The sequence below is a fragment of the Domibacillus enclensis genome (genome assembly GCF_900156125.1).
GTDB lineage: Bacteria > Bacillota > Bacilli > Bacillales > Domibacillaceae > Domibacillus > Domibacillus enclensis.
Map to the genome: position 1 here is coordinate 19,725 of NZ_FTLX01000007.1, position 23,570 is coordinate 43,294.

The 23,570-nt window shown below is 46.5% G+C and carries 20 protein-coding genes; 4 read left to right on the forward strand and 16 right to left on the reverse strand.

Translation table 11 applies throughout. The annotated features are described in order from the left end of the window. Positions 1-28 precede the first annotated feature (28 nt). The 14 genes from BW952_RS14050 to melA form a co-directional block, all read right to left on the reverse strand. Positions 29-865 (reverse strand): carbohydrate ABC transporter permease, encoded by an 837-nt coding sequence (locus tag BW952_RS14050; RefSeq protein ID WP_045850271.1) that lies wholly within the window; start codon positions 863-865, stop codon positions 29-31. Between the two features lie 3 nt (positions 866-868). Next, positions 869-1,801: a carbohydrate ABC transporter permease gene (locus tag BW952_RS14055; protein ID WP_045850270.1), complete on the reverse strand. Its 933-nt coding sequence runs from the start codon at positions 1,799-1,801 to the stop codon at positions 869-871. A 67-nt stretch (positions 1,802-1,868) separates the two neighbouring features. Continuing rightward, positions 1,869-3,215, reverse strand: coding sequence for an ABC transporter substrate-binding protein (locus tag BW952_RS14060; RefSeq protein ID WP_045850269.1), 1,347 nt, complete (start codon positions 3,213-3,215; stop codon positions 1,869-1,871). Positions 3,216-3,453: 238 nt separating this feature from the next. Then, on the reverse strand, positions 3,454-4,440 hold the full coding sequence (locus BW952_RS14065) for a LacI family DNA-binding transcriptional regulator (protein ID WP_045850268.1): 987 nt from the start codon (positions 4,438-4,440) through the stop codon (positions 3,454-3,456). A 128-nt stretch (positions 4,441-4,568) separates the two neighbouring features. Continuing rightward, a complete protein-coding gene (locus BW952_RS14070) occupies positions 4,569-5,567 on the reverse strand; it encodes an aldose epimerase family protein (RefSeq protein ID WP_045850267.1) in 999 nt (332 codons plus the stop codon). A 142-nt stretch (positions 5,568-5,709) separates the two neighbouring features. Beyond that, the gene (araA, locus tag BW952_RS14075; protein WP_045850266.1) at positions 5,710-7,182 is read right to left on the reverse strand and encodes an L-arabinose isomerase; all 1,473 of its coding nucleotides are present in this window, start codon (positions 7,180-7,182) and stop codon (positions 5,710-5,712) included. Positions 7,183-7,208: 26 nt separating this feature from the next. Continuing rightward, on the reverse strand, positions 7,209-8,819 hold the full coding sequence (locus BW952_RS14080) for a xylulokinase (protein WP_094031987.1): 1,611 nt from the start codon (positions 8,817-8,819) through the stop codon (positions 7,209-7,211). Positions 8,820-8,834: 15 nt separating this feature from the next. After that, positions 8,835-9,527, reverse strand: coding sequence for an L-ribulose-5-phosphate 4-epimerase (gene araD / locus BW952_RS14085; protein ID WP_045850265.1), 693 nt, complete (start codon positions 9,525-9,527; stop codon positions 8,835-8,837). 188 nt (positions 9,528-9,715) lie between these two features. Further along, the gene (locus BW952_RS14090; protein ID WP_045850264.1) at positions 9,716-10,846 is read right to left on the reverse strand and encodes a GntR family transcriptional regulator; all 1,131 of its coding nucleotides are present in this window, start codon (positions 10,844-10,846) and stop codon (positions 9,716-9,718) included. Between the two features lie 115 nt (positions 10,847-10,961). After that, on the reverse strand, positions 10,962-11,792 hold the full coding sequence (locus tag BW952_RS14095) for a carbohydrate ABC transporter permease (protein WP_045850263.1): 831 nt from the start codon (positions 11,790-11,792) through the stop codon (positions 10,962-10,964). Beyond that, entirely contained in the window at positions 11,792-12,667 is an 876-nt protein-coding gene (locus BW952_RS14100; protein WP_231581345.1) for a carbohydrate ABC transporter permease, read from the reverse strand. The genes BW952_RS14095 and BW952_RS14100 overlap by 1 nt, the downstream gene beginning before the upstream one ends. 117 nt (positions 12,668-12,784) lie before the next feature. Beyond that, on the reverse strand, positions 12,785-14,050 hold the full coding sequence (locus BW952_RS14105; RefSeq protein ID WP_045850261.1) for an ABC transporter substrate-binding protein: 1,266 nt from the start codon (positions 14,048-14,050) through the stop codon (positions 12,785-12,787). Between the two features lie 28 nt (positions 14,051-14,078). Next, positions 14,079-15,149 carry a LacI family DNA-binding transcriptional regulator gene (locus BW952_RS14110; protein ID WP_045850260.1) on the reverse strand — a complete coding sequence of 357 codons (1,071 nt, stop codon included), beginning with the start codon at positions 15,147-15,149 and terminating at the stop codon, positions 14,079-14,081. A gap of 102 nt (positions 15,150-15,251) precedes the next feature. After that, positions 15,252-16,577, reverse strand: coding sequence for an alpha-glucosidase/alpha-galactosidase (gene melA / locus BW952_RS14115; protein ID WP_045850259.1), 1,326 nt, complete (start codon positions 16,575-16,577; stop codon positions 15,252-15,254). Positions 16,578-16,705: 128 nt separating this feature from the next. Between melA and BW952_RS14120 the strand changes: the two genes are divergently transcribed. After that, positions 16,706-17,599 carry an AraC family transcriptional regulator gene (locus BW952_RS14120; protein WP_052698395.1) on the forward strand — a complete coding sequence of 298 codons (894 nt, stop codon included), beginning with the start codon at positions 16,706-16,708 and terminating at the stop codon, positions 17,597-17,599. A gap of 48 nt (positions 17,600-17,647) precedes the next feature. Here BW952_RS14120 and BW952_RS14125 read toward each other — a convergent pair whose 3' ends face one another. Both BW952_RS14125 and BW952_RS14130 read right to left on the reverse strand, forming a co-directional pair. After that, entirely contained in the window at positions 17,648-20,305 is a 2,658-nt protein-coding gene (locus BW952_RS14125) for an MMPL family transporter (protein ID WP_045850257.1), read from the reverse strand. Next, entirely contained in the window at positions 20,302-20,754 is a 453-nt protein-coding gene (locus BW952_RS14130; protein WP_045850256.1) for a MarR family winged helix-turn-helix transcriptional regulator, read from the reverse strand. The genes BW952_RS14125 and BW952_RS14130 overlap by 4 nt, the downstream gene beginning before the upstream one ends. Before the next feature lie 91 nt (positions 20,755-20,845). Here BW952_RS14130 and BW952_RS14135 point away from each other — a divergent pair, with 91 nt between their 5' ends. The 3 genes from BW952_RS14135 (at position 20,846) to BW952_RS14145 (ending at position 23,569) form a co-directional block, all read left to right on the forward strand. Then, the gene (locus BW952_RS14135) at positions 20,846-21,430 is read left to right on the forward strand and encodes a uridine kinase family protein (protein ID WP_045850255.1); all 585 of its coding nucleotides are present in this window, start codon (positions 20,846-20,848) and stop codon (positions 21,428-21,430) included. A gap of 77 nt (positions 21,431-21,507) precedes the next feature. Further along, positions 21,508-22,302 carry a TIGR00266 family protein gene (locus BW952_RS14140; RefSeq protein ID WP_045850254.1) on the forward strand — a complete coding sequence of 265 codons (795 nt, stop codon included), beginning with the start codon at positions 21,508-21,510 and terminating at the stop codon, positions 22,300-22,302. Positions 22,303-22,615: 313 nt separating this feature from the next. Then, complete coding sequence (locus BW952_RS14145; RefSeq protein WP_045850253.1) at positions 22,616-23,569, forward strand: L-lactate dehydrogenase; 954 nt, start codon at positions 22,616-22,618, stop codon at positions 23,567-23,569. Position 23,570 lies beyond the last annotated feature (1 nt).

Consider the following 23,570-nt stretch of genomic DNA (forward strand, 5'->3'; position numbering starts at 1 on the left):
TTTATCATTCCTTTAATATGAAATTTATTTATCCTTTCACGCCGCCTACTGTCAATCCTTCGATAAAGTAACGCTGGAAGAATAAGAAGAGAATAACAACAGGGAGAATCGTCATAACAGATCCTGCAATTAATATGTCATAATTATTTCCATACGGTGTTAAAAGAGTCGCCAAGCCAACGGGTAGCGTAAACATTGTATTCGAGCGCAAGACAACGAGCGGCCAGAGAAAGTTATTCCAGCTCGAAAGCCCTTGCAAAATAGCCATTGCTGCAAACGAGGGAAGCATAAGTGGCGCCATAATTCGAAAGAAAATGCCATATTCAGTGCACCCGTCCATCCGTGCTGACTCCATTAAATCTTTTGGAAGCCCTGAAGCATACTGCCGAAAGAAAAAGACTGCAATAGGCGCTACCATCATTGGTAAAATAACTGCTAAATACGTATCTATCATTTGCAGTTCAATCATAAGCTGGTAGAGCGGCAGCATGAGAATTTCAAAAGGCACCATCAGGATCAGCAACACTAGAATAAAAATAAAACGGTTGCCTTTAAACTCATAAACTGCCAGCGCGTAACCGACCATTGATGAAAAAAACAAACATAGAATAATACTGGCTGCAGAAATCAAAATACTATTCATGTACCAGCTCCAGTAATTACCTGACTCTGTAAAAATATACGTGTAGTTATTGAAATTTAGCTCTTTAAACGGTATTGACAGTGTGATCCCATTTCTCATTAATTCTGATGACGGCCGCAAAGAAGAGATCATAAGAGAAAACAGCGGGAAGAGGGCTAATATCGCAACAAATGCGATGACAACCGTGATAATAATAGTAAAAAGCCTGTCTCGTGTTACCATGGTTTACCCTCCTTTCTTTAACGTGCCAGACAGCGTAAGCTGAAGGATGCTAATAACGAAGATGATCAACATTAACACAACACCAATGGCTGCTCCAAAACCAAGGTCATTCATCCGGAAACCTTGTTGATAGATGTATCCGACAATCGTTAAGCCAATATTACCTGGCGATCCTTCCGGCCAGAAAACATAGGATTCTTCATACATCCTGAATCCGGCTATAATCGTAATTGTCACAACGTATACAGTAATCGGTTTTAACATGGGAAGTGTAATGTGTCGAAACTTGTTAAAAATACCCGCACCATCAATTTCGGCTGCCTCGTACAATTCTCTTGGCACATTGGCAAGGCCGGCCATAAAGTAAAGGATATTCACCCCCAGCCACTTCCATGTAGCAAGCAACACCATTAAAAACATTCCTGTTGCGGCCCCGAACTTCCATTCCAGCGGTTCGACACCGAAAAACCCAACAACGGTATTGGCTAGAGAAGCTTCTGATTCGCCAAACATGAGACGAAACACTACACCCGCAACAATCGTTGAAGTTAATGCCGGAATAAATAAGGAAGCCCGAAAGACATTGGAAAAGCGAACGAATTTAGAATTCAGCATTGTCGCCAACACCATAGGCACTATCGTTAAGATAACGGTCGTCAAAATAACATAAACGGTCGTGTTGGACAATGCTTTAAAAAAGGTAGGGTTCAAAATACGTTCGTAGTTGCTTGTTCCAATAAACGTTGTTTGTCCAGGCAAGATGGTTTGAAAGCTCATGACAACACCGCTTATGAGCGGATACAAAAAGAGCAGTAAAAACGAAAGAATGAAAGGCGATACAAAAACGTATGGAACTACCTTCCTCGACAAAAAGAAGCCTTTTATGGACCGTTTCGGCCGACTGCTATTGGTTGTTGATACAGCGCGTTCAATCATAACAATCCCCTTTCTTTACGCTTTTCGTATAGAAGGCAGGATAAATTATCCTGCCTTCACACTGTTATCAATTATTTTCAATCGCCGCTTCTGCTTCTTTCAAGGCCTCTTCTGCCGATTGGTTTTCAGATCGCAGTACGTTATTAAATACATTTGTTGATAGCTGTTCCTGCACAAGTGGATTCTTGTCGGTAATATTAATGGAATCAATTTCTTCTCTCACACTAAGAAGCGTATCAAATATATCTGTGCCGAAATATTGATAGTACTTGTTATCCTCACGTATTTCTGGTTTCTCCCACACCGTCCACATTGGCGGATCAAAGCCCATGATCTCCCATAGAGCCAGGTTTCCTTCTTCGGATAATTTCGTGTAGGCTAAAAATTCTTTCGCCAATTCCGGATGTTCAGTTTGATTGGTTACGACTGTCCCTGTGCCACCTGCTCCAGCTGAGCGATTTCCGTCTTCTGTCCATTTTGGCATTGGACGAATAACCATCTTCCCTTTTAAGTCTTCCATGTAATCCGTGAACCGGCCCATATACCACATTGGCATGATGACGGATGCTGCGCCGCCATCGTTCATAAATCCATAATATTCTTCTTCATGATGACCGCCGCCTGGTGTAATTTCAGCAATTTTTTCTTCATAAATCAAACGGTGCATAAAATCAAGTGTTTCAATATTTGTTTCATTTGCCAAAGTCAGCTCACCGTTTTCATCAAAAAAGTCTGAACCTTGCTGCTTGATTAAAGGCCAGTAAGACCAATAATCACCTGTTTCTAATGTGGTCATTGTGGCATCCGTGTTCTCCACCACTTTTTTGCCTGCCTCTACGTAGTCATCCCATGTTTCAATGGAATCGATGTCTACGCCGGCAGCATCCATGATTTCTTTGTTATAAAAAGCAACCGTTGCTCCTACATGAGTTGGGAGCCCGTAATAATTTCCATCTTTCGCATAAATGTCAAACCGTGATTCAATAAAGTTTTCCTTCACAGGTTCTACGTATTCATTCATCGGCAATAGCTGCGGCTCACCTTGTAAATAGTTCGGAAAACGACCTAATTCAATATCTACAATGTCAGGAGCACCAGTGCCTGATTGCAAGGCTAACAGTAAGTTGTTGTGCATATTGTCATAAGGATATGCTTCTGCTTTCAATGAAATAGGGCGATCCGGGAACTCTTCATTCCAACGCTTTACTGCATCTTCAAAGATATTAATGTGGAGTTCGTTGAATGTCCAAAAATTCAATTCAGTTGCATCTTCAGATTCACTTCCAATCACTTCAGTTGCATCTGCACCTTCAGCAGAATCCTCTGAGGAACCTCCGCCTCCGCCTTTTCCACATGCTGCAAGGATGACAAACAACATACTAAAAAGCAGGATAAACAAGCTTCTTTTTTTCATTCTTCTCTCCCCTTTTCTTGGAATATCAAATGCAGAAACATATCAACAATACACAGAACCGTTTTCCGTGTACGTACACGGAAAGTACACTGTACCGCCCTTCAGTTTGTGTACGCACACGATTTATTTCGAAAGAATTAAAGATAACGCTTACATTTTAATGACCTGTACTGTTGATAAAGTAAATTTTATCACCATCAACTTGTACGGTCAACTATTTTTTGAATAATTTAAAGAATCAAATAGATTCTCCTTTAATAATCTCATGCCCCAAAAGCGGTACAGACTTAAAAGCACCCTGCTCTATTTTATGAACGAGGCTTTCCACTGCCTTTTCTCCAATTTGCACAATCGGGTATTTGACGGTCGTCAGCCGCGGCGAGATGTATTTTAACATATCTATATCGTCAAAACCCATCACCCCTGCCTCCCCAGGAATCGCAATGCCTATGCCCTTTAATGTATTCATGACTTCAAGAGCGTACAAATCCGTTGAACAAACAACGGCTGTTTTTTCAGCTTTGTTAAATGGGTAAGCCATCAGCTTTTCCAAGTAATCCGCTCCCTTGAGCACGAGCGGATCGGCTGCTTTATGCCCCTGGATGCCTTCTAAAAATCCTTGAAACCGCTCTTCCTGTGTGTAAATGTTGGATTTCCCGCTGTAAGCAAGCGGTGGACTTACATAAATAAAGCGGCTGTAGCGCTTCGATGCCACATAGTCAACAGCGTCTTTCATCGCCTGGCGCTCTTGAATGCCAATGTACTCAAGATCACTCGAGATATAATTGAAAATGGTGACGACAGGTGTATGCAGCTTGTTTAAATATGTCTCAAACTCCTTGCCCTTATTGACGCTGAACAAAATAATGCCGTCCACTTTCCGGTTGATTAAATAGTCAATGCACGTCCGCTCATTTTGGGCGTTTTTATCCGTCAGGGTAATGTAAACGAAATAACCAAGCTCTCTCGCTCTTTTTTCAATCGCATTCATGAGCTGAGCGAACGACCGGTTGTATAAATCAAACAAGACCACGCCAAGTGTCAGCGTTCTGCCCATTACAAGGCTTCTGGCGGTAAAGTCCGGCTGATAATTCATTTCGGCGGCTGCGTCCAGTACTTTCTTTCTTGTTTTTTCACTGATGCCCGGACGGTTATTAAGCGCCCGGTCTACGGTGCCCGCGGATACGTGGCAGGCCGCGGCAATATCTTTAATGGTGGTGCGCATCGTGAAGCCTCCCTTAAGCTAAGCGTGATGTCAAGAATGATCATACTTTATTATACTTTACTTGAACGGTCAACTTTTGCTTATTTGATAAAAAAAAGCACGGATGCTGTCGCCATCCATGCTTTATCTTATTTTGTCGAGAAGGTATAAATCGTTTCCGCTTCGTAGCGCTCGTTTGCTTCAAGCTTGCTTTGCGGAAAGTGAGGATGATGGATGGAATCCGGCAACGCTTGTGTCTCTAGGCAAAGCCCGGCATATTTAAAGGACTTGCCGCCTTCAAGCTCCACTCCTTCTGTAATCTGTGTGCCGGTATACAAAACGACACAATCCTGATTTGTTTTAATCGTGAGCACACGGCCGCTTTGTTCCTCTGACAAAACGATGCTACGGCGCCCGTTTAACATAAACGGATGATCGTAGCCTCCACCGGCCAGCTTGTTTTGCGGATCTTGAGAGGTGGTTCCTGCTTGAATAGTTTGTCCGTCTCGAAAATCAAACGTGGTTCCGTCGACCGGCTTGAGAACGCCAGTCGGAAGAAGCTGGTCGTTCAATTCTGCATACTGATCACTGTCCATCTGCAGGTGGTGACCGGTAATATCCCTCTTCATTCCGCCACTTAAATTAAAGTACGTATGGTTCGTCATGTTTAACAGCGTCGGTGCATCAGACACCGCTTCGTACTGAATGGCAAATTCATTTTTATCGTTCAGTGTGTACGTGACAGCCAGTTTGAGCGTTCCAGGATATCCACCCTCGCCTTCCGGACTTTCATGCGTAAACCGCACACCGCCTTCCACATACTCGGATTGCCAGATTACCCGGTCAAATCCGGTTTTCCCGCCATGTAAATGATTGGTTCCGTCATTTTGCTCGAGAGTGTAAGTTTTCCCGTCCAGCTCAAAGGACCCAGCACCAATTCGCCCGGCAAAGCGGCCAATGACCGCTCCTAAATACCATGGGTTGTCTGCGTACTGTTCGCTGCTGGTGTATCCGAGCACAACATTCTCAACATTCCCGTCCCGGTCTGGCACAAGGATTTTCGTAATAATACAGCCATAGTTAAGAAAAGACACTTCCATGCCATTTTTGTTTTTTAGCTTGAATTCTTTTACTTGAGAGTCATTCATTACTGCTGCCCCTTTCACATGGCGCAATTATTCGGTTTACGGCGCAATTCCTGCTTTATTGCGCCGTAGCGGTGGGAATTGCGCCATAATCTTGAAAATTGCGCCGTGGCCTAGCGGATTTGCGCCGGATGTGGCGGCCGGCTTATTTCCAAATTGCAGCTCCCCATTTTAATTCCTTGCGAAGCTGTGCTGTGTTTGTTTCCTGGTCAATGACGATGCATTCAATATTGGCCATTTCAGCAAAATCACGCAGCTGTTCCGCATTTACCGCGAATGAAAGAACGGTATGGTGGGCTCCGCCAGCGTAAATCCACGATTCGGTAGCCGTTTTCAAGGATGGCTGCGGCTTCCATAGCACCTTGGCTACTGGCAGGTTCGGTGTTTCATTCGGTGACTCCACTGCATCCACAACATTGACAATCAACCGGTAGCGGCCGCCCATTTCAACGAGTGAGGCGTTAACAGCCTGTCCGCTTTTTCCATCGAATACGAGACGTGCCGGATCCGCTTTTCCACCGATTGAAAGAGGATTTACAACGATTCGCGGCTTTGTTGCGGCAACCGTCGGACATACTTCTAGCATATGCGAGCCGAGAATCATTTCGTTTCCTTCTTCTAAATGGTACGTATAATCCTCCATGAAGGAGGTATCCTTGTTGCCGGAAGCGATTTTCATCATGCGAAGCAGCGCGGCTGTACGCCAGTCGCCTTCGCCTGCAAAGCCATAACCGTCCGCCATCAGACGCTGCACCGCGAGACCCGGCAGCTGCTTCATGCCATGCAAATCCTCGAAGTTCGTTGTAAACGCCGTGTAGCCGCCTCCTTCGAGAAACGAGCGCAAGCCGATTTCAATGCGCGCCTGTTCTTTAATAGCCGCACAAGTGTCATCGCTTTCTTCAAAATCATAAAGCTGCTTGTATTCAGCGTAAACGGATTCGACTTGTTCCTCTGTAATCGTGTTCATTTCTTCCACGAGATCGCCGATGCCATAATAGTCTACTACCCAGCCGAACTTAATCTGAGCTTCTACCTTGTCGCCGTCCGTTACCGCCACATTGCGCATGTTATCGCCAAAGCGGGCAACGCGAATATTCGGTCCTTCTGTTACCGCCGCTGCAATGTTCATCCAGTCGCTAATGTCTTTTTTCACGCCTTCGTTTTGCCAGTGGCCGACGATCACTTTGCGGCCAATTTCCATACGCGTTCCGATAAATCCATATTCTCTGTCTCCATGCGCCGCCTGGTTCAAGTTCATGAAGTCCATATCAATGCCGCTCCACGGAATGTCACGGTTAAACTGCGTATGCAGGTGCAGAAGTGGCTTTTGAAGGGCTTTCAATCCGGCAATCCACATTTTCGCCGGTGAAAAGGTATGCATCCACGTAATCACGCCGGCACAGCTGTCATCATTGTTTGCTTTTTGCATCAGCTGGTAAATCTCACTCGATGTTGTGAGCAGCTCTTTAAATTGGATTGGGTACGAAAGCGAACCGCCTTCATTTAAGCCGCGAACGACTTCTTCAGAATTTTTCCGGACTTCCGTCAACGCCTCTTCCCCGTATAAATGCTGGCTTCCCGTTACAAACCAAAATTCTTTTTCACTTATTTTCAGCATACTTTTCGCTCCCTTATTATCATTTTTTAATGAGTGAAATGATCAACAGCCGCCTGTTCAATAGCCATCCCCTGCTTGTATCGCTTCATAAAGACCTCGAAGCCTTCCACGTCCCTCGCCTCTGGCTTCACGCTCAAACCGCTGTTTCCCGCAAAAACCTTTTGATCCAAATATTCTTCCAATGATTCATTTGTTTCTTTATTAGCTGTATAAGAAGCAAGCAGCGCCATTCCCCAGGCACCGCCTTCACCTGCTGTTTCCATCACCGACACAGGGGCATTCATTGCGGCGGCCATCATCTTCTGGCCCACCTCTTTTGTTTTAAACAAACCGCCATGCCCGGTTATTTTGTCAATTTGAACATCCTCTTCCTCAAACAAAATATCCATGCCGATTTTCAGCGTTGCAATCGAGGAAAACAAGTGCACACGCATAAAATTCGCCAGGTTAAACTGGCTTTCCGGCGACCGGACAAATAACGGGCGCCCTTCCTTCATGCCGGTAATGTTTTCGCCGGAGAAGTAGCCGTAAGACAGCAGCCCGCCGCCATCCGCATCTCCCTGAAGTGCTTGGTTAAATAAAAGCTCAAACAGCTTGTCCTTGTTTACGTCTGCTCCTGCAAGCGACACAAGCTCCTGAAACAGCTTCACCCATGCGTTAATATCCGAAGAACAGTTATTTGCATGAACCATCCCGACCAGGCTGCCCGATGGAGTCGTGACGAGATCGATTTCCGGATGAACCTTTTTCAATTCTTTTTCCAGCACGATCATCGCGAACACAGACGTTCCTGCCGAAACATTCCCCGACCGCTTGGCCACACTGTTTGTTGCGACCATGCCGGTTCCGGCATCTCCTTCTGGCGGGCAAAGCGGAATGCCCGGCTGCAGCTGACCGCTCGCATCTAAAAGTGCCGCTCCTTTGGCTGACAACAGACCCGCCGGAATGCCCGCCGGCAATACGCGCGGCAAAATGTCCTGTACCTTCCAGCGATACTGCTTTGGAGAAACAAGCTGATCAAACGTCTGAAGCAGCTTTTCGTCAAAGGCTTTTCCTTCCTCATTAATCGGGAACATGCCGGATGCGTCGCCGACTCCCAGCACCTTTTCACCGGTCAGCTTCCAGTGAATATAACCAGACAGAGTCGTTAAAAAGGCCAGATCTTCTACATGTTTTTCTTCATTTAAAATGGCTTGATACAAATGGGCAATACTCCATCTTTGCGGAATATTAAAGTGAAACAGCGCCGTTAACTCTTCCTCCGCCTGTGCTGTCATTGAATTCCGCCACGTACGGAACGGTGTCAGCAGCTCGCCCTGCCCGTCAAACGCCAGGTAGCCGTGCATCATCGCGCTAAAGCCGATCGATCCGACCTTTTGAAGCATTATGCCATAATTGCTTTTTACATCCGCCGCCATCGTTTGGTAGCTTGCTTGAAGGCCGTGCCAGACATCTTCAAGTGAATACGTCCAGACGCCATTGTCCAGACGGTTCTCCCATTCAAAGCTTCCCGAAGCGATCGGAGAATGAGATGAATCAATTAAAACGGCCTTGATGCGTGTTGAGCCAAATTCAATTCCGAGCGCCGTCCGGCTGTTTTCAATATCTGCTTTTATTTCATTCAACTGCTGCTTCACATGACCACTTCCTTTTCATCCTTTTTGACCGTAATACGCATTCGCTCCGTGCTTGCGCAAATAGTGCTTATCCAGCAAAAACTGGTCAATCGGCTGAACCGCTGCATTCAGCTGAAACGTATTCAAGCCCATTTTCGCCACTTCCTCGAGCACGACTGCATTATGAACCGCTTCCTTCGGGTTTTTCCCCCAGTTAAACGGCGCATGTCCGTACACGAGCACACCCGGCAACGCACGCGGATCTAATTCCTTGAAGGTTTCAATAATAACGTTGCCTGTTTCCACTTCATACGCGCGTTCAATTTCATCCTCTGTCAATGGACGTGTGCAAGGCACTTCACCATAATAATAATCGGCATGTGTTGTGCCGAGCGCCGGAATCGCCCGCCCTGCCTGAGCCCAGCTTGTTGCCCACGGTGAATGGGTATGAACGACACCCCCAATACCTGAAAAATGCTTGTATAAAATTAAATGAGTGGCTGTATCAGAGGACGGCTTCAGCTGTCCTTCCACGACATTGCCTTCCAAATCCACAACGACCATATCGTCTGCCTTCAGCTCGTCGTACGCTACACCACTTGGCTTAATAACCACAAGCTCACTCCCCTTATCGAAACCGCTTACATTACCCCACGTAAAGGTAACGAGGCCGTGTTCCGGGAGAGCAAGGTTTGCTTCAAGCACCTCCTGCTTTAACTGCTCCAGCATAAAAGAGCCCTCCTCACTTCTAACTTGTACGTATATTTATTTACAACTCAAATTTTAATACAACTTGTACGTATAATCAATATATAAGTTAAAAAAATTCTGAACACAAAAAAACCAGCAAACACATTCACCTTTTGCTGGCCTGGTGCTTTTAAAAAAGGATATTAAAATAAAACCCTTAAGCAAGATCATTGCTTAAGGGCTTCTGGCGCTTCTGTTTTAACAGAGGAGCGAATATACAATTCAGGTTCAAACACGAGGCACTCAAGCTTCGATTCTTTTTGCGAAGCACTGCCTCTTTTTTCCTGGACAAGCTCTAGAATAAAGCGGGCAGCTTCCTTGCCCAAGTCACTTTTCGGATGCTCAACAGTTGTCAGCTTTACTTCCGAAATGTCAGCCAAAAAGGAATTGTCATAGCCCACCAGTGCAAGATCATCCGGCACGTGAAGACCCTTGCTCCGCAGGACATCCATCAGGCTTAGCGCAAGCTGATCGTTATAGCATACAAGCGCGTCCGGTCTTTCTTTTCCATTCAAGGCAAGCAAGGCTTCTAATTCCCGAACCGGCTTTTCCTGCTTTTCTTCTGTATAGTACGTGATGATATTACGGGGCTCAATCGGTATGCGGTATTGGCGGTGAGCCTTTAGGAAGCCCTTCATTCGCTTTACCCCCTGCAAGTCATCGTTTTTAAAAAAGCCGGCAATGTTCCGGTACCCTTGCTTGATTAAATATTCCGTCTGCAAAAACCCGCCCTTCTCATCATCCACCGCCACATAAAGCGGCTCAAGCTCATCGTAATACGCATTAATCATGACGTACGGAATGTTTTGACGCTCCAGGCTTAAATAGTAATTAAGATTCGGGTTGCTGAGGGCGCTTTTGGTCGGCTCGACGATCACTCCGTCAAATGAGCCCGATAAAATCCGCTCCAACACTTCCCGCTCTGTGTCATGATTGTTGTTCGTGCTGAACAGCGTGACATGATACCCCTGCTCGCTTAAGACAGACTCCGCTCCGCGAATGATCGACGGGAAGATATAGTCTGAAATGTAGGTTGTAATGAGCGCAATGTTTTTTTCATTGCGGCCCTGTGCGGCTTCATTCAGCTGGCGGTCGGCACAAAACGTCCCCGCTCCCTGCTCCCGGTACAGCCAGCCTTTGTTAACAAGATCTCCAAGTGCCAGACGCACCGTATGACGGCTGACACCGAATTCCTTCATTAACTCACTTTCTGAACTTATTTTTTGATGCGGCAAAAACGTGCCGTCCAATATACGCGACTGGATTGCCTGCTTCACCATGCTGTGTTTCGTTTCCAATCGATCACCCCGGCTCTCTTTCAACTTATACGTATATATTATCATATATTCCTATGGTACGTTTGTTTTTCAACATTATAAAAAGCAGATCCGGGTGTGCCGGACCTGCTTTTGGTTATCCTTTAACACTTCCTGCTGCAAGACCTTCGATAAAGAAGCGCTGCAGGAATAAAAACAAGATGATCATAGGCAGCGAGGCAAGCAAGGAAGCTGCACCTACGAGACCGAGCTGGCTTGTATTCTGTCCGAAGAAGCTGGAAAGGGCTACCGTCAGCGTCTGCACACTGGAATCCTGCAGGAAGAAAATGGCGAACTGGTAGTCATTCCAAATGTAAACGGAAGACAGAATCAGCACCGTCGCGGTAATAGGCTTTAACAGCGGAAAGACAATCCGGAAAAACACACCGATGGTACTTGCTCCGTCCATCTTCGCCGCTTCCTCCAGCTCTTTCGGAATCGTTGACCGGATAAAGCCGGCGTACAAAAAGATCGTCAGCGGCATAAAGGCGGCCGCATTATTTAACACAGCGACAAAACGGGTATTCATCAACCCGGCATCAACAACAAGCTGATAAAGCGGGACAAGCGCTGTCAGCGGCGGAATGACCATTACGGCGACAAACAGCATATACACATATTTATTCAGCTTTGTCTGGCGTCTGGCCAGCGCATAGGCGGCCAGTGAACCAAACACAATCAAGATCGCTGCTGCTGAAGCCGTAATGACAAACGTGTTCACAAACGCACGCGCCAGATTTGCCTGCTCCCATGCAAGAGAGAAATTCTCCAGGCTAAAGTATTCTGGAAACAGCCATTTGGACGAAAAGTCGCCCGGCCGTTTAAAGGCAGTTGTGAGCAAAATGTAAAACGGAATTAAATGAAACATCGTAATGATGAGCGCAAGACCTGTTAAAAGCCATTTAGCCCGTGTAGAGATATGGTCCATTATGCTTCAACCTCTTTTCGTTTAAAGTAAAAGAGCGCTGCCATGCTGATCACTAAAATAATCAGGGCCATCAGAACACCTTGAGTGGCGGCATATCCTGCATCCTGGCGCGAGAAATACAAGTTATACATAAAGGTAGACATGGACTGGGATGCATTTCCCGGTCCTCCGTTTGTCAGCGCCACAATGACGTCAAACAACTTCAATCCACCGATAATGTTCAGAACCATATTGATGGTGATCGATGGCATTAACAGCGGCAGTGTGATCGTTTTGAACTTCTGCCACGTCGATGCACCGTCGATGTTCGCTGCTTCATAATAGTCTCTTGAAATACTTTGCAGACCGGCCAGGTAAATAATCATCGCCACCCCGACGAATTGGAACGTATTGACGAACACGATAATGTACGGGTTCAAGGAAGGGCTTCCGAGCGCGTTCACCGGGTCCATCCCGAGCCACAGATAAATATCGTTTAATGCGCCTCCGTTAAATGCGAAGAAAAAGTACCAGATGTAACCCATGACGAGCGGGCTGATAATAACCGGCAAGTAAATGATCGTGCGTGTCAATGTCCGTACTTTTAAGTTGCGATTGAGCAATAAAGCGTAGCCGAGCCCGACGATATTTTGTAAAATCGTACTGCCAATTCCATAAAGCAGCGTGTTTTTCACAACGAGCCACGTGTCCGGGTCAGCAAACATACGCGTATATTGATCAAGCCCGACGTAATCGTACGTTTGAGAAAAGCCATTCCAGTTCGTAAAAGAAATGCGGATGCCATCTAAAAATGGATAAATAATAAATGTGACAACGAGCAGGACGCTCGGCAGGTACATCCACCATAAGGAGGATTCTCTTTGGCGTTTTTTCATTTTCTTCACCGCTTTTTTCGTTTGTTCAGTCGATGTGGACAGCGTATCAGCCATTCTTCGTCATCTCCTTTTAAGAAAAGCACAGGGCGCGCTCATACAGCCGCCCTGATGCTTTTTTTACTGCTTAAGCAAGCGTGTGTATTCTTGACTCATTTTTTCGGATACTTGTTCTGGTGACATTGTGCCTGCTACAAGCTCCTGGCCTGTTGCCCCCATCGGATCCCACATGCCGCTTGGCAAGTAAACGCGGTCAAAGTAAGGCTCAATACGTGTGCCTTCATATTCCTTGTAAAATTCAGCAAAATAGTTGTCTGCATCAACATTCGTCAGCGCATCCGGCAGCGATGTGCCTTCCGCAAGCTTCTTCGCTACTTCCGGCTGGGAAATGTATTCGATAAACTGCTTGGCTTCCTCTTTATGCTCTGAATTTTTTGATACGGCTAGTGTAAAACGTTCGCCGCCGATCCAGCTCGGCTGATCATCTTCATGGATAGCCGGAACCGGCATTGTGCCAATTTTCACCTCTGGATTTAATTCGGTTGACTCCCGTCCAATAGAGCCGCTCATCATGGAAAAAGCGATTTTCCCTTGGGCGAATAATTCCGGTGCCTGTGCTGTTTGAGCTGTCAGCACATCTTCGTTTAGAAGCTCCTTGTCATTCATTTCCTTTAGCTTTTCAGGCAGGAACGTGTAATTGGACCAGTCAAACGATCCGTCGAGCAGCGCATCCCCGTGGCTGTTCGATGGTGATGTAATGAGAAGCGGTGTCGCAAATTGGTCGAAGTATTGGCCGAACTGGCTTTTATCTGATCCACCCAGCCAGAAAGGAATAACCTCTCCATTGCTTTTTTCTTTTACAGTTTCAAGCGCCGTCATGAACTCATCAAACGTTTTCGGCGCCTCAATGCCATATTCGTCTAAAATGTTTTTGTTATAAGTGACACCGTCGAGTGCCTGGTTAATCGGATACGCATGGAGCTTGCCTTCCTCATCGGTTAAAATCGGCTTCATTGCTTCATCCAGGTTTTCAACCCATGCCATATCGCTCAAGTCTTCCGTATATTCTGCGTAGCGGCTTTTTGCCCAGCCGTGCGTATCGAACAGATCCGGCATATCATCGGCAGCCATTTTCACCCGCGCCATATCCTCGTAGCCATCAGCCGGGTACGAATCCTCAATATCGATGTCCGGATTTTCCGCTTCAAAATCCGCGACCACTTCTTTGAAAATATCCTGGTCTGCCTGGTTAGTTGCCGTCGACATCATCGTCAGCTTTACTTGCCCGCCATCCCCGCTGCCACTGTCCGCATTATCCCCGCCGCATGCCGCTAAAGTCATCATGGCAGATAAAGAAAGCACTGAAACTGTCAACCGTTTTTTCATACAATTCCCTCCGATTTTCCGTATATTTTTATGAATCAACTATCCCGTGTTTTGCTCCACAACTTTCACGAATCATTAACGTTGTTGGCACCATTATTTTGATGGGCATGTCCCGGCCATTCAGCCGGTCTATCATGATCCGTACTCCAAGCCGCCCCATTTCCTCTGTCGGGATTTTCACTGTTGAAAGCGGCGGCGAGGTGAATTTCGCCATTTCAATATCATTAAAGCTGACGATCGCCACGTCTTTCGGCACGTGCAGGCCTTTTTCGTGAAGTGCACGAAGCGCTCCGATCGCCATTGAATCACTGGCAATGAAAAAAGCTTGAGGCAAACGGCCCTGGTCAATGGCTTTTTTCATTAAGTCATAGCCTGCCTGGATCGAAAACTCTCTAATAAACAGGAGCGCCGGGTCAGCTAGGCTGTGCTCCTTCATCTTGCGTTCATATACGCTTTTTCTCGCATCCGGCGTATAGATTTTTTTCAGCGAAGGCCCTTCTTCAATCGAGATTTTTTCAGTCCCTCCGATGTAGCCGATTAGTTTAAAGCCGTGTTCAATCAAATGGTCCATCGCGAGAGACGCGGCTTTTTCATAATCAAAAATAACCGCATCGTGCTCGTCATTATTCGAGTCCTGGTTGATCAGCACGATGTTGCGATTGCATTCCCGCAACGACTGAAGAATCGAATAATCAATTCTTCCGACAATAAGGACGCCATCAAGCTGTGAAAGCTCCTCCCGCACCTTTTCCATGCGCTGAAGCCGAATCAGCTTTAACGAATGGATGCCCTGAAGTGCACATTCCTTTTCAATTCCTTCCCGAATGGACATCCAGTAAGGATCGCTCGCTTCTTCTTCCTTTGACTGAAGAAGCACCATGCCCAGCTTGAGCGCTTCTCGTTTAGCCGGCTCACTTTTTTGATTCCGGCTTTGCATCCGTCTGCTTTTGACCGTCCGGTAATTCATTTCTTGCGCTGCATCGAAAATTTTTTGCTTTGTTTCCGGTGAAGCGGACAGCGTTTCGTCAAAATTCAGCACTCTTGAAACGGTGGAAGCCGACACATTCGTCCGCTTAGCAATATCTTTTATTGTGACCATGAGAAATCCCCCAATGATTATTTTAGTAAATTTTACTTTCTAAAATAATCATACCACGGATGATAAGCGCTTACAATTTATCTTCAAGAAACAACCAGACGTTTAAAGTCTGACTGCTTCTTTTTCAGATGTGTAAGCTGGAAGCATGTCCCCATGCGCCTCAATTAGTTCATCGCACATGCTGATAATGTCATCCATCGACAATTCAGCAGCTGTATGCGGATCAAGCATGGCGGCCTGATAAATCTTTTCTTTTGATTGCGTAATCGCTGCTTCAATCGTCAACAGCTGTGTATTAATATTTGACCGGTTTAAGGCTGCCAGCTGCTCTGGAAGCTCTCCCATGTAAGCTGGTGTAATGCCATTTCGATTCGCAATACACGGTACCTCGACCACTGCTTTTTCCGGCAGATTCGAAATAAGGCCGCCCGTATTCAGTACATTTCCGCCAAATACAAATGGCTGATTCGTTTCCATCGCTTCAATAATACGCGAGCCATATTCGTGCGAGCGCTCATGTGTCAGGTTTTGATCCTTCATCAGGTCTTCCTTCGTTTTCAGCCAGTTGCTGATCTGCTCCTCGCAGCGGCGCGGGTATTCATCAAGCGGGATATTAAAGCGCTCAATGAGCTCCGGATACTTTTCTTTAATAAAGAACGGATGATACTCGGCATTATGCTCGGAGGATTCTGTCACATAAAAGCCGAACTTATCCATTAGCTCATAGCGAACCATGTCATGATGCTGTTCTTGTTGTTTTTCTTTTGCACGCTTTTTAATTTCCGGATACAAATCCTTGCCGTTTGACTTGATCTCAAGCAGCCACGCCATGTGATTAATGCCGGCAATCCGCTCTTCAATGTTTTCATAAGGGATGTCAAGATCCTTCAGCAGATCACTCGTGCACACTTGAACGCTGTGGCATAAACCGATCATTTTCACATTTGTATAGCGCGAAACAGCACCTGTCAGCGTTGCCATCGGGTTTGTGTAATTTAACAGCCAGGCATCCGGACAAACCTCTTCCATGTCTTTCGCAATCTCAAGCATGACGGGAATTGTGCGCAGGGCCCGGAACAAGCCGCCGATGCCGATTGTGTCTGCAATCGTCTGGCGCAGTCCGTATTTTTTCGGAATCTCAAAATCGATGACAGTGCTCGGCTTATAGCCTCCGACCTGAATCGCGTTAATCACATATTTTGCGTCTTTAAGCGCCGCTTTCCGGTCTGTATACGTTTGAATAGTGACGCCTGCATTTAATGTGTTTTTCAGTGCATTCAGCAGCACTTCCGATTCCGCCAGCCGGTTTTCATCAATGTCGTATAATGCAAACTCAAAATCCTGCAGCGCCGGTGACATCATACAGTCACCCAACACATTTTTCGTAAAGATCGTACTGCCTGCTCCAATAAATGTAATCTTTTTCATTTGCCCGCCTCCTGTAAAGTTAAGGTTGAATTTTTAGTAAAATTTAATTAATGTATTTCTTATACACGATAATATAACGCTTTCATTTTTCAGACAACGGTAAATAAAATCGGAAATGGGGTAATATATTGTTTTCACTTCCGTCGGATACTCACCATAGCTTCGTTTATTATCATTCAAAGGAACCGTTAACTGAGGCTGCCCGGATCGTTTCACTCGGTTTTGAAAAAAGGACCACGACAGATTATTACTGGGATGGACGCATGAGAGGACATGACGGGCATACGTGTATTTTTCAATACACCCTCAATGGGTACGGGGAAATTCAAGCGGGAGAAAAAAAGGTTCGAATCGGTCCTGGTGAAGCATTTATCGTCAAGGTACCGGGTGACCACTGCTATTATCTTCCCGAGGAAAGCGATGAATGGGAATTTCTTTTTATCACGCTGGTAGGCTCTAAGGCGAATGAATGCTGGGATTATTTAATCAATCAATTCGGTCTCCATTTGGTTCTGGAGGATGCGGCTCCGCTGCTTTTTCTGTTGCAGAAGATCTATCAATTCGCGGTGAAGGAAGGCATTGAGGATTCCTTTACTTCCTCTGCATTCGCGTATGAATTCATTATGGGGCTTTACCGATTCTCAAAAGGAATGGATCAGGTAAAAACCGAGCTGCCGGACGACATCCGTTCAGCCATACACTTTATGACCGTTCATTATGGGGAGCCGCTCACACTCGATGAGATCGCTCACCACGCCGGCTTATCGAAGTATTATTTTACGAACAAATTCCAAAAACAGATGAACACAACACCGATTCAATATTTAACGAAGCTGCGGATTCAAAAAGCGATGGAGCTGCTGGTCACGACCAATAAAACCCTTCATGAAATCGCGATGGACACCGGCTACGACAACGCGAACTATTTCAGCAAAGTATTTAAAAAAACAATCGGCATGTCCGCCGACAGCTTTAGAAAAGACAAAAAAGCGAACCGGTTTCAGCACGTCATTCTTGACTGAAAAAAGCCGAACGACCAGGTCATTCGGCTTTTCGACTATTCATTGTGATTATTTTCGCTTAAACGGCCAAAAAACGCCTTGATTAAACGAAACGGTTACTGCTGGAATAAGCAATGGCAGTACAATTAATCCATATAACAGGAGGCCTGTTATCACGATGGTGGCGATCTGGACAAGGCTGAGAACACCGGAAGGCATCATCGCGCCGAATGTGCCGGCTAAAATGATCGCCGCTGTTATAATGACACTGCCCATTTTCGCCATGGAAACGGCCATCGCCTGTCCAATGCTTATCCCATCCACCGCTTCTTCCCGGAACCGGTCAAGCAGAAAGATGGAATAGTCAATGCCAAGCGCCACAAGCATCACAAATCCGAAAAATGGAACCGCCCAGCTCACGCCATCATACCCAAGACCATTCACAAAAATCAATTCTGCTACGGCGACCGATGTATAATACGTTAGCAGCAGCGATCCGATCATATAGACCGGCATCACCACGGAACGGAACAACACCGTCAGCACAACAAACAAGCTGACCAGCATAATGATCACGGTACGGGTGAAATCATCAGATGAAATGGCTTTTAAATCACTATTCATACTTGAAATGCCGCTATAAGCAAATTCGGACTGTTCAAACGGCGTGTCGATCGCCGCTTTTTCAACCGTGCTCTTTACTTGCTCAACAACGTCAATCGCCTGGGGAGAATACGGATCTTCCGCCAGAATAACTTCCATTTTAATTGCTTTTTGGTCGTTAATCGTATAGCGGTCCAGCACCTGAGCGAATTCTTCCTTTTCCAGCGTGCCGTCCGGAATATACATTCCCGTTTCCCGCACACTTTCTGATTGGCTCATCGCCCGCGTGGTTTGCGCTGCGGTCGTTAACCCGGCGGCGATTTGGTCCAAGCCTTCGTTCGCTTCACCAATGCCGGAGGCGAGCTGTTCAAGTCCGCCGCCCAGCTCTCTAACCTGTCCCGCTGTTCCTTGGAGCTGACCGGCCGCAGCGCCGACTCCCTGCTCGATTTGAGCGAGCTGTCCGCTAATTGTACCGAGCTGCGCAGCAGTCTGCTCCACATTTCCGGACTGCTGCATTCCACCCGTAATAAGCGTAAGCTGCTCATTAATCTGACCAAGTCCGTCTGCTGCCTGCTGAAGGCTTGCGGCTCCGGATGAAGCCTCACTGCCTGCCGGAAGCTGATTTTCTACTTCTGTTAAGCCATTTTGAATCTCATTTAAGCCGCCTTGAACGTCTATGACACCGTCACGTGCTTCTACGAGACCGTCCGTTAATAGCCCGAGCTGTGTGTCGATATATAAATCATCCAGCTCTTCCCCTGTTGGACGTGTAATTGTTCGGACCGCTTCGACTCCATCAATCTTTAACACTTCCTTGCTGATAGATTCGATATACGGAACCGACGCTTCTGTTACAAGGTCTTCCTCACTATTGACGATAATGGTCACAGGCAGTGAATCTCCCTTGCCAAACCCTTCCGCAATCGCATCGAGTCCTTTGACCGATTCATAGTCACTGCCGATTTCGTCTACTGTGTTAAAAGACAATTCTCCGTCGTATGTGAACAGGAGCGGGACCGTGATCAGCGCCACCACAAACATGGAAAGCAACGGCCGTTTTACAGATAACTTACTGAACCATATCCAGAGCTTGCTGTCATTGTGAGAAGCTGATTTCTTCGACGGCCAAAAAAGCTTTTCCTTCAGCGTCGCCATAAAAAATGGCACGACGGTAAACAGCACAATTAACAAGACGGCTATGCCGACCGCAACCCCGACCGCTGATTTAAAGATCGGAAAGTCCGCAAAACCAATGGCTGAAAACCCGATAAATACAGCAATTCCACTGATAAACAGGGTGCGCCCTGCTGTTTTATACGTGTTCACAATCGAATCCTCTACCGAATGGCCGGCCTGCAGCTCTTCTTTATAGCGGCTCAGCAGCAGAATGCAGTAGTCTGTCCCAATTCCAAACAGAACCGCTACGAGAAATATTTGCGTATAATTAGAGACCGGAAATCCGAACCAGTCAATAAAAAAGGCGACGAGCGACTGGCTGAGCAAATACGTAAATCCAACTGCTGCAAGCGGGATAAGCGGCGTGACAACTGAACGGAAAACCGCCAGCAGCAACACGAAAATAAGCGCGACGGTAATCAGCTCAGTCCGTTTCAGCCCTTCCTGCGAGCTCGTATTCACGTCGTTATTGATTATCGCTTCCCCGGTTACATACGCCGTCAGATCCTCCGGCAGTATCGTTGCCCGAATCTCATCGGCCAGCGCATTAATGTCTTCCTCCGAGCCGTCTACTGTCACCGGTACCAGAATGGTTTTCCGGTCCTCTGAAACAAGCTGATCCTCCATTTCTTCACTTTCAAATGGACTCAGCACACCTGTTACCGGCTTACCAATGTCTTGAAGAGATGCGACACTCTCCGCTATCTCCGTGCGTGCAGCTTCAGTTAGCGGCTCGTCCAATGAATAAACGAGCGATATCGTTTCCTCCGAAGCCCCGGCATCTGCCAGAATGTCCGCTGCCCGCTGCGAATCAGCGTCGGTCGGCAGCTGGAATGATCCTGCTTCCTCCGCCTGCTCTGTTAAGTTTGGCGCCATCATAAACAGTGCTGCTGTCAGCACGATCATGCCAATTAAAATCGGCCAGCGCCATTGAATCACTTTTCTCATTTGTCTTCTTCACCTAATTTCAAAATTTCTTTTAACTTGCGGAAGGTTTTAATAAACTGGTCAGCTTCTTCCTCTTCAATATGACCGGACAGAAGCTCGGAAATAAAGCCTGATAGAACCTTTTTCGCCTTCTGAACAAATTCCTCGCCTTCATCCGTAAGCTCCACCAGCTTGGAACGCTGGTCCTGGCTTGACTTTACTGCTCGAACCATTCCTTTTTCTTCAAGCTTTTTCAGCCGGTTGGAAATGGCGCTTTTATGCACACCCTGCATCACCGCAAGGCGCCCCGCTGTGATCGGACCGTTTTTCCCGATAATTTTCATCATTTGAATTTGCTCGGGTGAATAGTCATGAAGAATCGGATCGTCAATTGACTTCAGCACCCGTTCAGTTCCATAAATCATTACTTCTTCAAATAGTTCAACGGCTTCTTGAAGCTGCTTTTCCATATTGTCCACCCCCTAAACTTTATTTTAGTTTAGGGGGTGGACAATAAAATGTCAACTAATACGGTATAATTCGTTTGGGAGGGATCATTTCATGAAAATCGATCAACTGATCAGCCGGTTTAAAAAGCAGGAACATCAAGTATTCATTATTGCGATTGACGGGGGCGGCGGTGCCGGCAAAAGCACATTGGCCCGCGCTTTAAAAGAAAAGATTGGCGGGAATACCACTGTCGTTCATGCCGATGACTTTTATCAGGTTGCTGAAAAACGAAATAATTCCATTGGCGGCAACTGGGATTTAAACCGTCTGGAGGAACAGCTGTTAAAACCGCTCAGCCAAAACAAAAAAGCCCGCTATGAGCGGTATGACTGGGAAACGGACCAGCTTGCTGAATCCCATACCGTTCCATCAGGCGGTTTCGTCATCGTGGAAGGCTGTTATACGATGATGAAGCACCTTCTGCCCTATTACCAGTTTTCAATTTGGGTGGACAGCCCGCAGAAAATAAGGCTGCAGCGCGGGATTGAGCGAGACGGTGAGGGAATGCGGTCGATGTGGGAGGATGTTTGGATGCCTGATGAGCAGGCTTACATTCAAGAGCAAAACCCCGCTCAATCAGCCGATCTGGTCATCAGCGGTACAGCAAGTGATTACGTTACCCCATCCCAAAAATGACGTTTTATTTTTGCAGGAGAGCGAAACTTTTTGACCAGTCTCACGTATGTCTACATGACAATAAAGGAGGATAAAACATGAATAATCACGAAATTGACTACACGTTACACGGGGACGACATGCAGTTTGTACAGGTTGAACTCGACCCGAAGGAAACCGTTATTGCGGAAGCCGGCAGCTTAATGATGATGGATGACGGCATTAAAATGGAGACCGTTTTTGGCGATGGTTCATCGGGCCGCGGCGGCGGATTGATGGGCAAGCTGCTCGGCGCCGGCAAGCGTGTCCTCACAGGCGAAAGCTTATTTATGACGACGTTTACAAATGAAGGCAGCGGCAAAAAGCACGTGTCTTTCGCTTCACCATACCCTGGAAAAATCATTCCAATGGACTTAAGTGAGCATCAAGGAAAGATCATTTGCCAGAAAGACGCATTTTTAGCTGCGGCAAAAGGCGTTTCCATCGGCATTGAGCTGCAGCGCAAGCTGGGAACCGGCTTTTTCGGCGGAGAAGGCTTTATTATGCAAAAGCTTGAAGGTGACGGAATGGCATTTGTTCACGCAGGCGGAACGATTTATAAGAAGAAGCTCGCCCCCGGTGAATTAATCCGGCTCGATACCGGCTGTCTGGTCGCCATGACAGGGGATGTTGAATACAGCATTGAAGCCGTTGGCGGCGTAAAAACGGCTCTGTTTGGCGGAGAAGGCTTGTTCCTTGCCACACTTCGCGGTCCGGGAACGGTATGGGTGCAGTCGCTTCCATTCAGCCGTCTCGCAAGCCGTGTCTTTGCAGCTATGCCGCAAAACGGCGGCTCCAAAGGAGAAGGCGGATTTGCTAGCATGTTTGATTTTATCGGCGGAGACGGAGACTGATTCAAAGCAAACGAAAAACCCGGGATGGCTGCAAAAAGTTCAGCTAACCCGGGTTTTGCTTTTTATTAAAGGAGATTTGGGACAGCATGGTTAATTAAATACAATGAGAGAAGCCATTCTTGAAAAAGGAGGATTTCCCTATTTAAACAGGTGAAATACTGTAAATAATTGTGTCTAAATGTAAACGCCTACTGTCACAAATTCTCAGAAAACATAGTTGTAATCTTTTTGTGAAGGTTTTATAATGAATTTGTGAAGTATTTCACATTATTAACTGAACAACCTTACTTACTAAATAGAGGAGTGTTTTAGAATGATCGAAATTAGAGGCAATAAAGTCGTTCTTATCGGGACAGGTGCTGTAGGCTCAAGCTACGCCTTTTCAATGTTGAATCAAGGCGTCTGCGATGAACTCGTATTAATTGATTTAAATGAACAAAAATCAATGGGCGATGTGATGGACTTGAATCACGGCGTTCTATACGCTCCAACTTCTACAAAAGTAAGCTTTGGTAAATATACGGATTGTGTCGATGCCTCTCTCGTTGTCATTTGTGCAGGCGCGAATCAAAAACCAGGCGAAACACGACTTGAGCTCGTTGAAAAAAACATGGCCATTTTCAAAAACATTGTTGGACAGGTAATGGATTCCGGCTTTGACGGCATCTTTTTGATCGCTACCAACCCTGTCGACATTTTAACGTATGCAACATGGAAATTTTCCGGCCTGCCGAAGGAGCGCGTGATCGGATCAGGAACGATTTTAGACACAGCCCGCTTCCGCTACCTGCTCGGTGAGAACTTCGGTGTTGCGCCTCACAGCGTCCACGCTTCTATTATCGGTGAACACGGTGACACAGAAGTAGCCGTTTGGAGCAGCGCGAACATCGCGGGTATTCCATTGAAAGATTACCTCGCAAAAGAGGATGGCGAAGACCAGGAAGAAAAAATGAAAGAAATCGCTGTGCAGGTGCGGGATGCTGCGTATGAGATCATTGAAGCAAAAGGTTCTACGTATTACGGGATCGCCATGGGGCTGACACGTATTTCCCGGGCTATTTTGCAAAATCAGGATGTCGTCTTAACAGTTTCCGCCCTGCTTGAAGGCGAATTCGGCCACGATGACGTGTACATCGGAGTCCCTGTCGTCATTAACCGCCAGGGCATTCGGGACGTCGTTGAAATCCCGCTCAGCGATCGTGAAAAGGAATTATTTGATCACAGTGTCAACACGCTGAAAAAAGTCCAGGAGCCTTTCTGGAAGTAAG